Below are 15892 nucleotides of genomic sequence, written 5' to 3'. Positions count from 1 at the left end.
GACGGCTTGGTGGCCTCGGCGACGTCGGCCCGGGGTCAGCGGGAGAACTCGAGGTGGAGGTCGTCGGTCTCCTTCAGCAGCATCACCCGGCGGTGCGCGGGGTCCCAGCCGGTGCCGACGAGGAAGTACCGGTTGCCGGAGCGCTGCACCAGGCGCAGCCCGTCGTAGCGGAACTTGGCGTGCGCGCCCGGTGAGGTCACGGGCGTCTCCACCACGCCCGGCAGGTTCGTCGCGAGTCGCTTCGCGCTGTGGACGGTGACCGCGACGAGCTGGTCCGGGTCGGCGGCGATGTTGTTCGCCTGCCCCTCACCGACTGCCGTGGCGATGCGTTCGGTGTCCCAGAACACCGTGAGGCCCAACGCGAGCAGGGCCAGGACGCGGAGGCTGGGCGCCATGACACGACTGTGCCCGACGTGGCGACGCAACACGTCGGCGTAGAGCGCGCTCACCAGCGCAAGGGTGAGCACGTACGGGAACCACGTGCCGGCGATGTGCGGCCGGAGCACGGTGAGCACGACCAGGCCGAGGCCGAGGAGCAGCGCGGTCCCGGTCAACACGCGCGGCAGCGCGGTCCCGAGGCGGCGGTGTCGCACGGTCGGAAGGACGACCCGCTGGTGCGCCCAGTGCAGCCCGAGGGCGATCAGCACCAGCAGCGTCAACGGCACGAACAGCACGTCCACGCTGCGCAGCAAGTAGTCCTGCACGGAGAAGTCGAGCAACGCCGAGTCGTAGCCGAGCTTCTCGGCCTTCGCCCTGGTGCGGACCCAGCCGTAGTAGACCATCAGCGAGGTCGCCAGAGCGACCGGCGAACCCACCACGGCCACGGCGTGCAGGACGGAGGTGCCGGCCGGCCGCGACGCGGCGGCGGGGGCCCGGAGCGAGGGCAGCCGCCTGACCTCACCCGGTCGGGTGGGGCGAACTCGCACGATCCGGGGTCTCCTCGTCGAACGTGTACTCGGCCACAGGCTCGAACGGCCAGGACGAGACCTTGATCTGGACGCGGGTGCTCGCACCCGATCCGGGTTCGGGCAACTTCAGCAGGACGGTCGCCTCACGGCCGTCGACGGTGCTCACGTCGTCGATGACGGTCCACACGTTCTCACCCGAGAGGTAGACCGTCACGACAGGCCCGAGGTTCTGGCCGACGAGACGGACCTGCTGACCGCTCGCTGGCCCGTGGTGCGGTACGACGGCCAGGATGACCGGGCAACTGCTGGACGCCGTCCCGGTGGCGGGCCGCTGCCTGCCGAACACGGCTCCGGGGTCCTGGCGGTGGGCCGTCACGATGTCGAGGAGCATCCGGTGCAGGTCCCGCACGGAGCACTCGAGCTGCTCGACGGCCCCGGAGACCGCGTCCAAACGCGCATAGGCGGTCGGCCACAGGTCGGCGCGGCCGTGGAACGCGGCCAGGCAGGCGGCGGCGGCCCCGGCGAACACCGACGACACGGGCTCCGGGAAGTCCGACGCGCTCGCCAGCGCGTGCTCGCACGCGCCGTTGGCGATTTCGTAGTACACGGCCGCGGGCGTGTTGCCGCCACCGCCCGCCGGGGTGAACGACTCGATCCACGTGATGATTTTCGAACCGGACGGCCGCGGCGTCTCCTTCGAAACGGGCGGCTCGGACGACGGTGCGCCGGGCGTTGTCGATATCGACATGAAAGGGGACGACGGCGCGCCGGACGACGTTTGCGCGGACGACGGCGTGTCGGGTGAATCGACCACGGACGGCACCCGGGTTGACGGAACCTGATCGGCCGTGCCGCGGACCGCCGACGCGTCGGCCTGACCTCGTGCTTCCACGGACGGTGAATCGGGCCGCAGGCCGCGGTGCAGCACGAACGCGGCGACGAGGACCACAAGCGCGCAGACACCGATGAGCGCGACGACCCGTTGTGATCGGGCCAAGCGGCCGATACCCACGCCAGCCCCCCTCCCGTGATGATGGCGCGGTATGCGAAGTGCCGCGACTCACCTCGGAGGCCCCGGCGACGTTCGCCAGCCTAACCGCACATCTCCTCGAATTGGCATCACACCATCGGGTACAGCTTGGTGAGCGAATGCTTTTCGGGCAGTGGTCGCGGGTGGCGGCGAAACGAAATCGACGCGGTTCACGTCAACGGAACGACGCGCACATCAGTCGGTCCCGGCCACGGGCCGCCCGCCCCGACAGGCACGTTCACGAGCCCTCCTCGCCGCCGAACCGACCGTAGTCCCGGCCGCGGGCCGGGCAAGCTCGGCGACCGGCCCGTCGACCTAGCGCTGGCGGCGCTCATGCAACGCCTACGGCCTTCGCCCGGACGTCGGTGAGGCGATCTTCGCGCCGGCGCGCTGCGCGGGCTGGCTCGCGCACCCGATCGAGGAGTACCGCGAGCCGGGGCTGAGGTTCCGCCCGGTCGGCGTCTACACCGCCCCGCGCCCACAGCTGACCAGGCCCGATGTCCTGCCCTAAGCGGCGTGCCGTAGTGAGTGCTCGTCACGATCCGGCGATCTGGCTATGGTCGATAGCAGACGGTAGTCACTCGGTCGCTGAGCGAAGTAAGGACGTGGGATGCGCACCGAAGACCAGTGGGAGTCTGACCGGCTCGACGTCGACAAGTACCTCGACCGGCTCGGTATCACCGGGCCGCTCGCCCCGACAGCGGACACCTTGCGTCGGTTACACCGCGCCCAGGTGCTGACCATCCCGTTCGAGAACCTGGACGTGGTGCTCGGGCGCGGCGTCGACCTCGACCTGGACGCGCTGCAGGCGAAGTTGCTCGAGAACCGGCGCGGCGGCTACTGCTACGAGCAGAACCTGCTGTTCGCCACCCTGTTGGAACGGCTCGGCTACCGCGTGACGCGGCTGTTCGCCCGGCCGGACCTGGAATACCCCAAGCCGTTGCCGCGCACCCACGTGGCGCTGCGCGTCGAGCTGGACGACGGCTCGGCCTACCTCGCCGACGTCGGCTTCGGCGACAGCGGCCCGCTGGACCCGGTGCCGTTGGTCGACGGCGTCGTGTCCGAGCAGGCCGGCTGGACCTACCGGCTGTCCGAGCACCGCGACCACGCGCAGCCGTGGCGCCTGTCCCTGCGGCGCGGCGACGGCTGGTTCCCGGTCTACCGGTTCGCGCTGGAGGCCCACCACCGCATCGACTGCGTGGTGGCCAACCACTTCATCTCGACCCACGAGCGCTCGCCGTTCGCGGGCCGGGTGTTCCTGGAGCGGATCGCCGAGCACTGGCGGCTCAACCTGAACAACCGCGCGTTGACCCTGCGCCACGCAGACGGCCGCCGCGAGGAGTCCCGGGTCGAGGACGACCGGTTCGGCGACGTGCTGGCCGACCGGTTCGGCGTCGTGCTGACCGACGCGGAGCTGAAGACGGTGCTCGCGTCGCTGCCGCACTGACGGAACGGTCTGTCGGATTGTTCGGTTTCTGGCGGCATCGCAGCCGGTGGAGACCCGGCCGGCATCGGGGCCCAAGCGGTGGTGAACGCGTCGAAGTTCGCCCACTCCGTCATCCACGTCGGCTTCGCCCGCTGGGTGAACGGCGTGGTGGGCGGTGAGTTGTAGCCGTGCCCGCCGGCCACGTCCAGGGCCGAGTACGCGGCACTGTCGCCCGCGATGGTGTTCATCATGCCGTTGCCGTGGTTCCAACCCATCGCGTCACAGCAGACGATCTTGACGTCGAGCAGACACGGGACCTCACGCACACCGCGCCACAGCGGAGTTGTCCGACCCACGACACCCCGCCCCTTTGACCAAGTCGACACAACTTCCAGCCCTCGCATCCGCAGGTTGGGCACCCCGGTCCGAACCCACGAACCCTGACGGCGAGCCCGGCAATTGTGACTGCCCGGCGCTGACAAATCGCCCAGACTCCCACCCATCCGAGTGCAAGGAAACCGTTGTGGGTTCGGTGCGACGGCCGCGCACGCCGCCGTTGGCCGGACGAGGTGGGGGCGTCGGTCCGGGCACGTCTCGGCCGGATCGCCACTCCTCCGAGTGAAGCGCGGCCGCCACGGGCGGTCCCGGCGCCGGTGTGCCGGATAGGGTCGGGTGTCCACTCCAGCCAGTCGCCCCCAACCGTGAGGCACCGCGGAGGACCAGCGCCCGATGAGCCACGCAGCACCGACCGCGGACACCGGGGACGCGAACCGCGAGCGGTCGCGGTTCGCCACCGAGTTGCGCGACGCGCTCAGCGGGCGCGCGATCCTGTTGGTCCTGGGTGTCCTGGCGCTGCAACTGGGTTTTGTGCTGTCCTACATCGGCGCGTTCCACGCCCCCACGCCGCACCGCATCCCGGTCGCGGTCGTCGCGCCCGCCGCCGTGGCCGACCAATTGGTCCGGCAGCTCGACGAGCTCGACGGCGAACCCATCCGGGCCCGCACCGCGGACAGCGCGGACCAGGCCCGCGCGCTGGTGCTGGACCGCACCGTCGACGCGGCCGTCGTCGTCGACACAGGCGGTACCACCGACACCCTGCTGGTGGCCTCCGCCAGCGGCCCCGCCGTGTCCGACACCGCGGCCCAGATCGCCCAGCGCGTCGAGGCCGCGCGGAACCGCGAGGTGACCGTCGAGGACATCCTCCCGCCCGCCGCCGGCGACGGCCGCGGCCTGTCCTCGTTCTACCTGGCCCTGGGCTGGATCATCGGCGGCTACCTGGTCGCCGCCATCCTCGGCATCGCCGGCGGCGCCCGTCCCGCCAACACCCGGCGCACCCTCATCCGGCTGGGCGCGCTCGCCCTCTACGCGATGGCCTCCGGCCTGGGCGGTGCGCTCATCGTCGGCCCCGTCCTGGACGCGCTGCCCGGCCACCACGTGCAGCTGTGGCTCATCGGCGCGCTCGTCGTCTTCGCCGCGGGCGCCGCCACCGTCGCCTTCCAGGTCGTGCTGGGCATCGCCGGGATCGGGGTCACCATCCTGGCCTTCGTCATCCTCGGCAACCCCAGCGCGGGCGGTGCCTACCCGGCGCCGCTGCTGCCCCCGTTCTGGCGCGCCATCGGTCCCTGGCTGCCGCCGGGTGCCGCGACCACCGCGATCCGCAACACCGTCTACTTCGAGGGGCACGCGACCACCGGGCCGCTGTGGGTGCTGGCAGGCTACGCGATCGGCGGTGCCGTCCTCGCCCTGGTCACCGCCCTGCTGCGGCAACGGCACACCGCTGAGCCCTCGCACGGCCGGCACGAGCCCGATGAGCCACGCACCACCTGAACGGTGACCACCTGGCCGTCGGACCATTGTGGACGACGCGGTGCGGCGTGCCGTTGCCCCGCGCGGTGATAGGGTCGCCACCCGGCCCCGTCGTCTACCCAGGACTGCCTGAACGTCCGACGACCGGTGGCAGGCAGGCACTGCCGATGTTTCCGCACCGCTGCCGTCCGGGCCGGTGGGCGGAGCGGGCGCGGGTGGCACAGGTGGTACCGCGGGCGCGGGCGGCCTGGGCACCCGCAACCGCCCGGACTCCGGGCTCGCGGCCACGCCGTCGCGGGGCCGGGGCCTCGGCCGGCGCGACGCGCAATGCCCTGCGCGCCAAAGGTGACGAAGTTTCGACTCCTCCTCCCTTCCGGAAGCCCCGCGAGGCGTCACGCGCCGGTAACGCCACGTGGAACACGCTGTGGTCATCCGAATTCCCGGAGATGAGACGGAGGACGAAATGCGAACTCGACGGCTCTACCCGATCCTGGCAGCAGGAGCCTTGGTCATGGGGGGTTTCACGGGCGCCGGCGTCGCCTCGGCGGCGGTCCCGTGCACCATCGGTCCCAACGTGACGCAGAACGACACCACGGTGTTCGGTTCCGGTGGGAACGACACGATCGACTGCACCAGCGCCAACCCCGGCAAGACCGTGTACGGCAACGGCGGGAACGACACCATCACCGGTACCGCCTACATCGACACGATCTACGGCGGCGCGGGCAACGACACGCTCACCGGTCAGGTCGGCAACGACATGCTCTACGGCAACCTCGGCACGGACACGCTGAACGGCTCCGCGGGCAACGACACGCTCAGCGGTCCGGGCACCGATGCCGCTCAGGACACCCTCAACGGTGGGGACGGCACCGACTCCTGCGGACTCGTCGGCGTGCCGCCGGACCTCCGCACCAGCTGCGAGTCGTAGCACTCCGGGCGCCACCGGGATGACCCGCGGACACGACAGACCGTCGACGACCCGGCCCTGGAAGGGACCGGGTCGCTCGTCGTGTCATCCACGGGTTCGGGGGAACATACCCTGAACGGGTGGTTTGAGCGGCAACGCGCCCCCGTCGCACGCATGGCGGAGTCGAGTGGTGGCAAGGGATCGACCCGCGAGCGGCGCCCATCGCCGTGCCCGCGCTGCTAACCTGGTCACAGGACGTCAGTCGACGGTTCCACTGCAGCGGCTCCGATGTGGCTGCGAGAGCGCGGACTCCGCGCACACCGTACGAGTCAAAGCCGAAAGGCCTTTCGTGATCACTCTCCCGGACCGCTTCGCCACGACGCCGACACCGGGCTCATGACCTCACTCGCGGCACCGGAAGCGCGCTCGGCTGCCCACGGGCGGCAAGCGGGTTTGCGCGTCGCGCTTCTCGACGGGTTCCGGCTCACCGGAGGGGCCGGCGCCATCCCGGTCCAAGGTGGTGCCGAGCGCCTGCTGGCGTTCATGGCGATGCGCCGGCGGGCGGTGGGGCGGCTGTTCGTGGCGGGCTCACTGTGGGCGGACGCGACCGAGGGCCACGCCTACGCGGCCCTGAGGTCGACGTTGATCCGCATGGACCGCGCCTGCCGGGACACGCTGCTGGTCACCCCGTCGAGCCTGGAGCTCGCGCCCGGTGTCTCGGTCGACCTGCGCGACGCCCAGGCGCTCGCCCACCGCCTGCTGGAAGCCGGTCCGCACGCCGCGGTGGACCTGAGCGTCGAGGCGGTCGCCACCCTGTCGTCGGAACTGCTGCCGCTCTGGTACGACGACTGGCTCGCCTTCGAGGTCGAGGACTGGCGGCAACTCCGGCTCCACGCGTTGGAGGCTGTGGTGGGCGGTCTGGTGGAGGCGGGGCGCTTCGGTGATGCCACGGCGGCGGCGGGAGCGGTCGTCCGTGCGGACCCCTTGCGGGAGAGCGCGCAGACCGCTCTCATCCGCGTCCACCTCGCCGAGGGCAACCGGTCCGAGGCGGTGCGCGTGTTCGACCGGTTCAGGCGCCTCCTGCGGGTGGACCTGGGACTGGCGCCCACCCCGGAGCTCCGGGACCTGGTCGGAGGCCACGCGAGGCCGCCGCGCGGCTGACCGGCCGAGCCCGGTCTTCAGCGTCGGAGCTGTCCGGTCCCGGTGGGCGGGTTGAGCAGTTGCGGGGTGTTGATCTCACCCGTGATCACGTCGTGGGCGACGAGGCTGAGCTTGAGGTTGTGCCCGCGGGCATAGCGGCGCAGGGCGGTGAACGCGGTGTCCATGTCGACGTGGAGGCGTTCGGCCACCAGCCCTTTGGCTTGTTCGACGGTGACCCTGCTGTTGAGCGCGGTTTGCAGTTGTTCGGTCAGTACCTGGTGGTGGTGGATCGAGCGTTGTTGCAGCAGGCCGATGGTGGCGATGTCGACCAGTGCCGTGGCGGTGCGCAGCGCGGCGGCGTCCAGCTCGCCGGATCGGGTGCGGAAGAGGTTGAGCGCGCCGATCACCTCGTCGCGCAGGCGCATGGGAACCGCGTCCACGGCGCCGAAACCGGCCTCGGTGGCCGCCGCGGTGAACCGCGGCCACCGCCTGCCCCCCTGAGCGAGGTCGGGGTGACTGACCCTGGTGCCGGTGGCGAACGCGTCCAGGCAGGGGCCCTCGTCGTTCTGGAGCTGGAAGAGCTCCAGCAGCCGGGCCTGTTCGTTGGACGTCGCGATCAGCTGCAGCCTGCCCCGCTGGTCGGCCAGCAGCAGTCCCGCCGCGTCGACGTCGAGGAGTTCGACGCACCGGTCCACGAGCATGTGCAGGAAGTCGATGACGTCGAAGTCGTCGACCAGGGTGTCGGCCAACTCGACGAACGTTTCGACGAGACGTTCACCGTCCATCGCAGCCACCTCCGCTGGTGTGCTCACAGTGCGGTCGTGTTCGGTCCGTGTTCACGGTCGTCCCCCGTCTCGGTCGAATCGCCGTCGACGGGCCACCACGTCGGCCGCCAGTCCGCTCAGCGGCACCTGCTCGGCGAACGCCCGTGCCCGAAGGTGGGCGAACGCGTCGGCCATGCCCAAGCCCAGCTGCGCCGCGACCATCCCGGTGGCCTGGTGCACCTGCGGGTTGTGCAGCGGGAGGTCGTCCGCGTCGCCGCCGGTCGCGTTCAGGTTCGCCTGCTCGTCCAGCAGCAGCCGCAGGGCCAGTTCCGCGAACGCCAGCGAGTCGGTGAGCGTCGCGGCGTCGAGGTGGCCCGCGTCGAGCCGGTACAGCGACAACACCCCGACCCGGATCGCGCCCACGCACAGCGGCAGCGCGAACAACGCGGCCGCCCCGGCCTCGACGGCCAGCGGCGCGAACAGCGGCCACCGGGCCTGGCTGGACGGGGCGTCGAGATCGTCGATGAGCGCCGGACCACCTCCGCGCCAGATGTCCACCGCCGGGCCTTCGCCCACCGTCACCTGCAACTCGACCAGCCGTTCACCCAACACGTCCGTGGCGCACCCGACCTCCGGCCAGCCGGAGGTGTCGACGGTCAGCACGGCCCCGCTCACACCCAATCGCGCCACGGCGGCACGGCAGAGGGTGGCGGCCGAGACGGGCACGTCCAGCTCGGCGGCCTTCTCCGCGATCCAGCGACCGACCTGGACCAAGCGACCGGTGGTGTACCGGGCCATCCGGAGACCTCCCAGCCACTTGGTCACAGGACACGACCCGGATCTCCCACACCGTGGAACACGACCGTCCCACTCTACGCGCAACAACCCCGCCGCATCGCCGACCGAAGTCGAGCGCCCGACTCTCACCCGGATGCGCACCGAGGTCGCGTCGAACCCGGCGCCGTCGCGGGCCGACTGCGGTCAGCGTCGTGCGGGGTGCGTCCGCCGGCGGCGGCTCACGTTCACCCGGACACGCTTGCGCCACAGCGGTCCGTGGGACGCAGCGCCGATCGGTGGATCGGGTGCCACCGCGGGGGGTGGCGCGCCCGTCCGCTCCCGCCGACACTCCGGACCGCGATGTCGTTCCACTCCAGGATGTCCCTGGCGGAGGCGGTCGAGCCGGTGTCCGACGACGTCCCACGCGTCGAGGTCGTAGGAAACCGTTGCACGGGCATCCCCAGCGCGGCCATGGCGGTGATCAGCGGGGGGAACTCCGTCGCAGGATCGGGTGATCGAGTCGGCGGTCGATTCCGGACATCGGGCGTTCTGCGCTTCCGGGGCAACCCTGCGCCTTCTTCTCGATATACACAAGTAGATCTGCGGTTCGTCATACCCATGCGCGAAATTCTGCGCGAAGGGGGAATTCCAATCCTCGCGCGCGGGTCCGTGGTCGAACACTGATTGCAGTGTTCCCCGTCACCAGGGTCGCCGTTCGGAGTCGGCGAACAACTCTGCCGACGGGTATCCGTCCGGACCTCGCGCCGGTGAATCGGAGCCCAATGGGTCTCGATTTGTAGTCCGGTCGACGCGCAAGCGCTAGTCCATTCGGGCGACGAAGCGCCATCATTGGCCGTAACAGGAGTAGCGTCCTGTGACACACCCCAGACCTCGGTGACGTGAGCCGGCCGCCTTGAGCGGTCGACACCACGAGCCGAGGTTTTTTGCGTGTGGAGGAAGTGGACGCCGACAACCACGCCGGCCGTGGGCGGCGTGCGATTCATATCAGATCGATTTTCGCCAGCGCACCGCGCTGCGCGAGTCATTGCTGACAATGTGTTGAGGAAACGAGCATGAACATCCTGCAGATTCAGGTCCGTCGAGGAGTCGTCGCCACGCTGGCCGGCGTCCTCGCCGTCCCGTTCTTATGGGCGGCCAGCCCTCTGACCGCTCACGCCGCCGTCAACTGCGTCGTGAGCGCCGGCGTGACCCAGACCGACACCGTCGTCACCGGAACCCCCGGGAACGACACGATCGACTGCGGCGGCACGAACCCCGCCAAGACGATCAACGGCAACGGTGGCAACGACACCATCACCGGTTCGGACTTCAACGACACGATCGACGGTGGCGACGGCAACGACACGCTCACCGGCGGCACCGGCGACGACACCCTCACCGGCGGCCTGGGCATCGACACCATCTCCGGCAGCGCCGGGAACGACACGCTCATCGGCGCGTCGAACGACGGCAGCCAGGACAGCCTCGACGGCGGCCTCGGCACCGACACCTGCCAGGGACCCGCGCCGGACCCCGACATCCACGCGAGCTGCGAGAACACGAGCAACCCGCCAGGATCGGGACCGGGCTCCGGCACGGGCAACGCGACCGCGCTGTGCACCGCGACCGGTGGCGTGCTCACCCTCACCGTGAACCCGGTGGGCTACGTCTGCGTGTTCAACCCCTCCGGTTCGACCAACCGGCGCGTTTCCGAGGCCCGTGCCATCTGCACCGGAGCCGGCGGGACCTTCGTGAACCTGCTCCCCCTGAGCTACGCCTGCCTCCTGCCGAACACGCCGTAACCTTCCCGCACCACCAGTCGCTCCACCGGCTCGTCACCCGACTCCGCTCGGGTGACGAGCCACCGGTGTCCAGGTCGGATGCGGTCACCCTCACCGCGTGGATCTCGGTTGGGCGGCGGTGTCGACCCGCGGAACGGGTGCGCGCGGGACTTGGGGCATCAGGAGGTGGAGTCCTTGAGGTTGCGCGCCAGCCGCTCCGGCCTCGGCCAGCGGACGTCGGTGGCCCAGCCGAACTTCTCGAAGGCCCGGATCAGCCGCGCGGAGATGTCGATCTGACCGCGTCGCACGCCGTGGCGGGCGCAGGTCGGGTCGGCGTGGTGGGAGTTGTGCCAGGACTCGCCCATCGACAGGATCGCCAGCGGCCAGAAGTTGGCGGACTTGTCGCGCGAGGTGAAGGGCCGGTCGCCGATCATGTGGCAGATCGAGTTCACCGACCAGGTGACGTGGTGCAGCACGGCGACGCGCACCAAGCCCGCCCAGAAGAACGCGGTGAGCGCGCCCCACCAGCTCCACGTGATCAGCCCTCCGGCGAGTGCGGGCGCCAGCAGTGTCACCGCGGTCAGCGCGGGGAACCAGCGGTTGACGCGCTGGATGTCCTCGTCGGCGAGCAGGTCGGGGGCGAAGCGGGCGGCGTTCGTCAGCTCCCGCTGGAACAGCCAGCCCATGTGGGCGTGCCAGAACCCCTTGGCCAGCGCGCGGGCCGAGGTGCCGAACAGCCACGGGGAGTGCGGGTCGCCCTCGCGGTCGGCGTAGGCGTGGTGGCGGCGGTGATCGGCGACCCAGCCGATGACCGGTCCCTGCATGGCCATGCTGCCGGTCACCGCGAGCGCGATCCGCAGCGCGCGGTTGGCCCGGAAGGCGCCGTGGGTGAAGTAGCGGTGGAACCCGACCGTCACCCCGAGGCAGGTGGCGGTGTAGAAGAAGGCGGCGAGGCCGACGTCGACCCAGCCGAGGCCCCGGCCCCAGGCCAGCGGAACCGCCGCGGCGAGTGCCAGCGCCGGGACCACGGCGAACAGCTTGACCAGGAACATCTCGGCCGACGACTTCTCGCCGGCCAGCACGGGCTGGGCGGCGGCAGCGGTTCGGGGGGAGTCCGGTTGGACTTTCGTGACCACGTTCGTACCTCCGGGAACGGAATTGGTTCTCCGTCGCCGGGGTCCGGGGCGATCGGTGCGGGATTCGACGAGGACCACGAGGCAAGCGCCCCGGTCGGGTCGTCACTCCGGAGGGGTACCCGTGGCGCGGTGGTGAAAACGGGCGGGCCGGGAGCCGGTGTCCCTCGGCCGGTGGCGACCGGAGGACACCGGTTCGGTGTCTCCGTCAGCGCGCGTCGGCTGGTGGGAGCACGATGTGGCGAACACCCGGTACAACGCCGCCGCGTCCGCGTTGAGTCCCCGTGGCCGCGCTGTTGTGCGGTCGGGGCTCAGCCGCGGGCGTGCGGGTACTGCGGTGAACGGTGCTGGAACGAGAGGATGCCGGGGTTGAGGATGGTTCCCCCGCGGATCTCGACGGCCCGCCGGATGACCTCGCTGGACTCCCAGGCCCCGGTGAGGACCGGTCGCAGGTGCGGGAGCAGCGCTTCGCTGATCTCCCAGGTCGCCGAGTTCCACAGGTAGGACGGGCTGTGGTCCACGCCGTAGTAGCGCACGTGGTCGCCCACCCCGAAGTCCGGTTGCGCGAACGAGGTGGGGCGCGCCCACTCGAAGCCCATGCCGGCGTCGCAGGAGACGTCGACGATCAGGGTTCCCGGGGCCAGCGTGGGCAGGTCGTCGTCGATGAGGAACACCAGTGGCGCGTCGGGGTCTTGGAGCACGCAGTTGACGATGACGTCGTGCTCGGCGAGGAACCCGGCCAGCGGGACGCGGCCGGAGTCCGCGGAGACCCAACTGCGGCGCGGGTCGACGTCGTCGCGGCCGAAGTGGCTGATCCGCGTGGAGTGGATCGGCGAGCCGACCTCGGCGACCGCGCGATTGGTGAGGACGTCGACGTCGTGCACCCCGTGGGCGTTGAGGGCGGTCACGGCGCCCCGTGCGGTCGAGCCGAAACCGATCACGGCGGCGCGCAGCCGACGGCCGTAGTCACCGGTCGAGCCGATCCGCTGCAAGGCGTGCAACACCGAGCAGTAGCCGGCGAGTTCGTTGTTCTTGTGGAAGACGTGCAGGCCGAACGAACCGTCTGCGTTCCAGTGGTTCATCGCCTCGAAGGCGATGAGGGTCAGCCGTCGTTCGACGGCCACCTGGGTGAGCTCCTCGTCCTGGACGCAGTGCGGCCAGCCCCACAGCACCTGCCCTTCCCGCAGCTCCGCGACGTCCTCGACGAGGGGCTTGGGCAGCAGGATGACGTCGCACTCGGCGATGAGCTCCTCGCGGGAGCGCAACCCCGCGATCGACGCCGCGAGTTGCCCGTCTGGCACGCCGAAGCGCTCCCCGTAGCCGTGTTCGAGGTAGATGAGGTCCCGGAGGTCCGCGTCGATCCGGTCCAGGTGCAGCGGGTGGACGGGAAGCCGGAGTTCGTCCTGCTTGCGGGACCGTGCGATGACCCCGAGGCTGAGCTGGTCCACGTGTGTCCTGTTCGTCGATGAGTGGCGGCCACGCGCGGGTGCACGTGCGCGTCGCGGACACGCCTGCGCCACCACCGGCCGCGGTGACGCCGCTCGGCGCAACGGGTGCTGGTGGCGACCGAGGTGAGGGGTTCGGGGCGGGACGGTGTCGTCACGACGCGGAGCCGTCTTCGGCGGTGCGCGCTGCCCGTGGTGGTCGGCGCAGCGCCGCCCGGAGGTCGAGCCGAGGTGGAACGACACTCGCGCACGGCCGTTCCCCGCGCGGCCATGGCGGTGATCATCGGCAGGAACTCGGTCACGGGGTCGGTGGATCGCGGCCACCCAGCCGCCGTCGAGCCGGCCCTCCGCGCCGGCGTGCGGTTTCCCCGCCCACCGGCACTCTTGCCTGGTGAACGGGTCGGACTGGTTCGAGGTCATCCCGGCGGTCCCCGCCTCCGGCCGGCCAGGCCCTGCCGGACGTCGTGGTGCGCCCAAGGCGGCGCCGGCCCGGACGCCGGCGCTCGATGTGCCCCGGTACGCCCCACACTACGCCGAAAAATCGTGCAACCGCTTTTGACGATTGTCGATCGGACCTGCCCGCCGGCATCGACCGAGTTTTTCGGAATTTGCCCCAATGGGGGTTTGAAACGGCCTTGTGCGGGGTTCACGCCTGGTTCTATGGTGCAGTACAGCAGTTCCTCCGCCAGGACCCCGCGGACGGCCACGTCCAGGTGAGAGGGCCCTCATGGCCAGTCCCGTGCGCAACCCCGCTCGATCAACGTCGCCCGAGGTCGTCATCCCGCGGTCCGGATTGCCGCCTGCTCACCTGCTGACGGTCGTGACGCGGACGTTGTCGTCGTCCACCGTGGTGTGCGCGGTATCCGGAGAAGTCGATCTCTGGACGGCGCCCCACCTGCGTGACCGCCTCGTGGAGCAGATCCGCATGGCCGGCCCGGACCTGGTCGCCGACCTCGGCGGAGTCGGTTTCCTCGGCGCGGCAGGGCTCACCGTGCTGGTGGAGGTGCGGTCCGCGGCGGAGGCGTCCGGGGTGCGGTTCTCCCTCGTCGCCCGCACCCGCCCGGTCTTGCGGCCGTTGGCGGTCACCGGACTGCACCTCGTGTTCGACGTGTACACCCACGTCGACGGCGTGCCGGGCCGGGGCGAACTCCAGGACCCCCGGCTCTCGCGGTCCTGAGCGGAGCAGGCCTCCGGGCGCTGCCGATCCGAAGGCGGTTCAGCTCCTGCCGATTCGTCCAGGGACACCCGATCGATTCGTCGCTGTGTGGGACGCCGGCGGCACCACACGTGTTCGCCCCTGTTCCCGGCGGACCGTCGAGTTCATCCGGCGTCCTCGGAGGCACCCGATGCTTCGACCCCGACCCGATGGCCACGTCGTAGCCGGCTGTCCGGCGCACGACCGGCTACGCGAGGTGCTGGGGCGCGCGGGGGCGGCCGATGTCCTGGCGGTGGAGTCGTGCGTCGGACGGTTGCGGGCGCTCGACCAGCGGCACGGCGGGGGCCGGTGCGTGGACGAGGTCGTCGGGCGGCTGCCGGCGGCTCTCGCGCTGCTGGACCTCTCCGTCACCGCGCGGATCGGCGATTCGCTGCGCACGGCGGTGGCGGACCTGCACAACCTGGCCGGCTGGGCGTGCTTCGACACCGGCCGGACCGCTGAGGCCCTTCGCCACTTCCGGACGGCGCTGACGGTGGCGGGCGGCGACGAGGCCTTGGTGTCGAACATCCACTACCGGCTGGGTCGGGTCCACCTGCACCACGACGCGCCGCGATCGGCCATGGCGGAGTTCCAGTCCGCCGAACGGGCGGCACGGGCGAGCGGTTCCGCGCTCGCCCTCGCGGTCGTCGTCGCGAACCAGGCGTGGGCGCACGCGAAACTGGGCTCCGCGGGACACGCGGTGACGTTGATGGACGAAGCCGCCGACCACTGCGCGCGTGCGCGGGGCGAGCCGGTCGCGCCTTGGGCGGCCTTCTTCACCGACGTCGAACTCGCGGCGATCGGCGGCACGGTCCACGCGGAACTGGCGCGCACCGACTCGGCGGAGACCGGCCGGGCGGTGCTGCTGCTGACCAGGGCGGTCGACGGTTTCGGCCCGGACAGGGCGCGCAGCCGGACCTCCAGCCTCATCTCACTGGCCGTGTGCCATCTGCTGGCGGGCCGGGTGGACACCGGCACGCGGCTGGGAGAGCATGCGGTGGACCTGTGCCAGACGCTCGTGTCAGCGCGCACGACCGAGCGGTTGGGCCCCTTGCAGGACGCCGCGCGCGGGCAACCCGCGCATCGGGGCGCCCGCGCCCTCGCGGTGCGGATCCACCGGTTGCGCGTCGTCGGCGCCGTCCCCGGGTGGCCGGCCGCGAACGTCGCGGACTGGTGACCGCGCGCCAGGACGGAGGCCGGGCCGGGTCGCGGGTGTTGCCCGTGCCCCCGCCGTCGGCTCGGGCGAGGGTCGGTGGTTCCCGGGACGTGGGGCGCGGAGCCCTGAGTGAGGCCGCACCACCTCGGGTGGCACCTACGGCAGCTCAAGATCACCCGCCATCTGCGCGGGACATCCGCGCCGGGGTCGGTGCGTTTCCGATTACATCCGCCGCAGGTCGGGGAACGCGGCCGGGGGCTTGCGTTATGTTGGCCGCCTGGAGGGTGTTGAGCAGTGCAGCATCCCGGTTCCCAGCTCCGCCCGGTCTCACCGCCGTCACGCGGAGCGCGGCCTGTCGAGGGGTGCAGCGATGACACGTGACCAGGACGTCTCCGTCCGCACACTGGCTTCCGAGTTGACC

The 15892-nt window shown here is 71.1% G+C and carries 14 protein-coding genes; 8 read left to right on the top strand and 6 right to left on the bottom strand.

Annotation, left to right across the window (positions count from 1 at the left end; genetic code table 11):
• Positions 1-35: 35 nt before the first annotated feature.
• Positions 36-926: a hypothetical protein gene (locus B0I31_RS04455; RefSeq protein ID WP_106614058.1), complete on the bottom strand. Its 891-nt coding sequence runs from the start codon at positions 924-926 to the stop codon at positions 36-38.
• Positions 898-1515 carry an IPT/TIG domain-containing protein gene (locus B0I31_RS39880; RefSeq protein WP_146173724.1) on the bottom strand — a complete coding sequence of 206 codons (618 nt, stop codon included), beginning with the start codon at positions 1513-1515 and terminating at the stop codon, positions 898-900. Before B0I31_RS39880 ends, B0I31_RS04455 begins: the two co-directional genes overlap by 29 nt.
• A 34-nt stretch (positions 1516-1549) precedes the next feature.
• Between B0I31_RS39880 and B0I31_RS39875 the strand changes: the two genes are divergently transcribed.
• From B0I31_RS39875 to B0I31_RS04425, 5 genes are all read left to right on the top strand, one after another.
• Positions 1550-1750 carry a hypothetical protein gene (locus B0I31_RS39875; RefSeq protein ID WP_146173723.1) on the top strand — a complete coding sequence of 67 codons (201 nt, stop codon included), beginning with the start codon at positions 1550-1552 and terminating at the stop codon, positions 1748-1750.
• A 798-nt stretch (positions 1751-2548) separates the two neighbouring features.
• Complete coding sequence (locus tag B0I31_RS04440) at positions 2549-3385, top strand: arylamine N-acetyltransferase family protein (protein WP_106614056.1); 837 nt, start codon at positions 2549-2551, stop codon at positions 3383-3385.
• 708 nt (positions 3386-4093) lie between these two features.
• Complete coding sequence (locus B0I31_RS04435) at positions 4094-5191, top strand: DUF3533 domain-containing protein (RefSeq protein WP_106614055.1); 1098 nt, start codon at positions 4094-4096, stop codon at positions 5189-5191.
• Positions 5192-5681: 490 nt separating this feature from the next.
• Positions 5682-6101 carry a calcium-binding protein gene (locus B0I31_RS04430; RefSeq protein ID WP_106614658.1) on the top strand — a complete coding sequence of 140 codons (420 nt, stop codon included), beginning with the start codon at positions 5682-5684 and terminating at the stop codon, positions 6099-6101.
• Between the two features lie 375 nt (positions 6102-6476).
• Positions 6477-7241 carry an AfsR/SARP family transcriptional regulator gene (locus B0I31_RS04425; protein ID WP_106614054.1) on the top strand — a complete coding sequence of 255 codons (765 nt, stop codon included), beginning with the start codon at positions 6477-6479 and terminating at the stop codon, positions 7239-7241.
• 17 nt (positions 7242-7258) lie between these two features.
• Here B0I31_RS04425 and B0I31_RS04420 read toward each other — a convergent pair whose 3' ends face one another.
• Positions 7259-8005: a GAF and ANTAR domain-containing protein gene (locus tag B0I31_RS04420; RefSeq protein WP_106614053.1), complete on the bottom strand. Its 747-nt coding sequence runs from the start codon at positions 8003-8005 to the stop codon at positions 7259-7261.
• 51 nt (positions 8006-8056) lie between these two features.
• Positions 8057-8782 (bottom strand): GAF and ANTAR domain-containing protein, encoded by a 726-nt coding sequence (locus B0I31_RS04415; protein WP_106614052.1) that lies wholly within the window; start codon positions 8780-8782, stop codon positions 8057-8059.
• Between the two features lie 1052 nt (positions 8783-9834).
• On the opposite strand from B0I31_RS04415, the gene B0I31_RS04410 reads away from it, so the two are divergent.
• Entirely contained in the window at positions 9835-10563 is a 729-nt protein-coding gene (locus tag B0I31_RS04410; RefSeq protein ID WP_181319988.1) for a calcium-binding protein, read from the top strand.
• A 158-nt stretch (positions 10564-10721) separates the two neighbouring features.
• On the opposite strand, the gene B0I31_RS04405 is transcribed toward B0I31_RS04410, so the two are convergent.
• Positions 10722-11594: an acyl-CoA desaturase gene (locus tag B0I31_RS04405; protein ID WP_181320050.1), complete on the bottom strand. Its 873-nt coding sequence runs from the start codon at positions 11592-11594 to the stop codon at positions 10722-10724.
• Positions 11595-11986: 392 nt separating this feature from the next.
• The gene (locus B0I31_RS04400; RefSeq protein ID WP_106614050.1) at positions 11987-13123 is read right to left on the bottom strand and encodes a N(5)-(carboxyethyl)ornithine synthase; all 1137 of its coding nucleotides are present in this window, start codon (positions 13121-13123) and stop codon (positions 11987-11989) included.
• A 724-nt stretch (positions 13124-13847) separates the two neighbouring features.
• Between B0I31_RS04400 and B0I31_RS04395 the strand changes: the two genes are divergently transcribed.
• Both B0I31_RS04395 and B0I31_RS04390 read left to right on the top strand, forming a co-directional pair.
• Positions 13848-14297 (top strand): STAS domain-containing protein, encoded by a 450-nt coding sequence (locus B0I31_RS04395; RefSeq protein WP_106614049.1) that lies wholly within the window; start codon positions 13848-13850, stop codon positions 14295-14297.
• A 169-nt stretch (positions 14298-14466) separates the two neighbouring features.
• On the top strand, positions 14467-15492 hold the full coding sequence (locus B0I31_RS04390) for a tetratricopeptide repeat protein (RefSeq protein ID WP_146173722.1): 1026 nt from the start codon (positions 14467-14469) through the stop codon (positions 15490-15492).
• The last annotated feature ends 400 nt before the right edge of the window (positions 15493-15892 follow it).

This window comes from Saccharothrix carnea (genome assembly GCF_003014735.1).
Lineage (GTDB): Bacteria > Actinomycetota > Actinomycetes > Mycobacteriales > Pseudonocardiaceae > Actinosynnema > Actinosynnema carneum.
Note: the sequence above shows the minus strand (reverse complement) of the source record. Positions and strands in the feature narration are given on the sequence as shown.

What these genes read in the sequence shown, in the direction of transcription:
- B0I31_RS04440 (WP_106614056.1), top strand. Translation starts at nt 2,549, where the DNA reads ATGCGCACCGAAGACCAGTGGGAGTCTGACCGGCTCGACGTCGACAAG.
- B0I31_RS04435 (WP_106614055.1), top strand. Translation starts at nt 4,094, where the DNA reads ATGAGCCACGCAGCACCGACCGCGGACACCGGGGACGCGAACCGCGAG.
- B0I31_RS04430 (WP_106614658.1), top strand. Translation starts at nt 5,682, where the DNA reads ATGGGGGGTTTCACGGGCGCCGGCGTCGCCTCGGCGGCGGTCCCGTGC.
- B0I31_RS04425 (WP_106614054.1), top strand. Translation starts at nt 6,477, where the DNA reads ATGACCTCACTCGCGGCACCGGAAGCGCGCTCGGCTGCCCACGGGCGG.
- B0I31_RS04420 (WP_106614053.1), bottom strand. Translation starts at nt 8,005, where the DNA reads ATGGACGGTGAACGTCTCGTCGAAACGTTCGTCGAGTTGGCCGACACC.
- B0I31_RS04415 (WP_106614052.1), bottom strand. Translation starts at nt 8,782, where the DNA reads ATGGCCCGGTACACCACCGGTCGCTTGGTCCAGGTCGGTCGCTGGATC.
- B0I31_RS04410 (WP_181319988.1), top strand. Translation starts at nt 9,835, where the DNA reads ATGAACATCCTGCAGATTCAGGTCCGTCGAGGAGTCGTCGCCACGCTG.
- B0I31_RS04405 (WP_181320050.1), bottom strand. Translation starts at nt 11,594, where the DNA reads ATGTTCCTGGTCAAGCTGTTCGCCGTGGTCCCGGCGCTGGCACTCGCC.
- B0I31_RS04395 (WP_106614049.1), top strand. Translation starts at nt 13,848, where the DNA reads ATGGCCAGTCCCGTGCGCAACCCCGCTCGATCAACGTCGCCCGAGGTC.
- B0I31_RS04390 (WP_146173722.1), top strand. Translation starts at nt 14,467, where the DNA reads ATGCTTCGACCCCGACCCGATGGCCACGTCGTAGCCGGCTGTCCGGCG.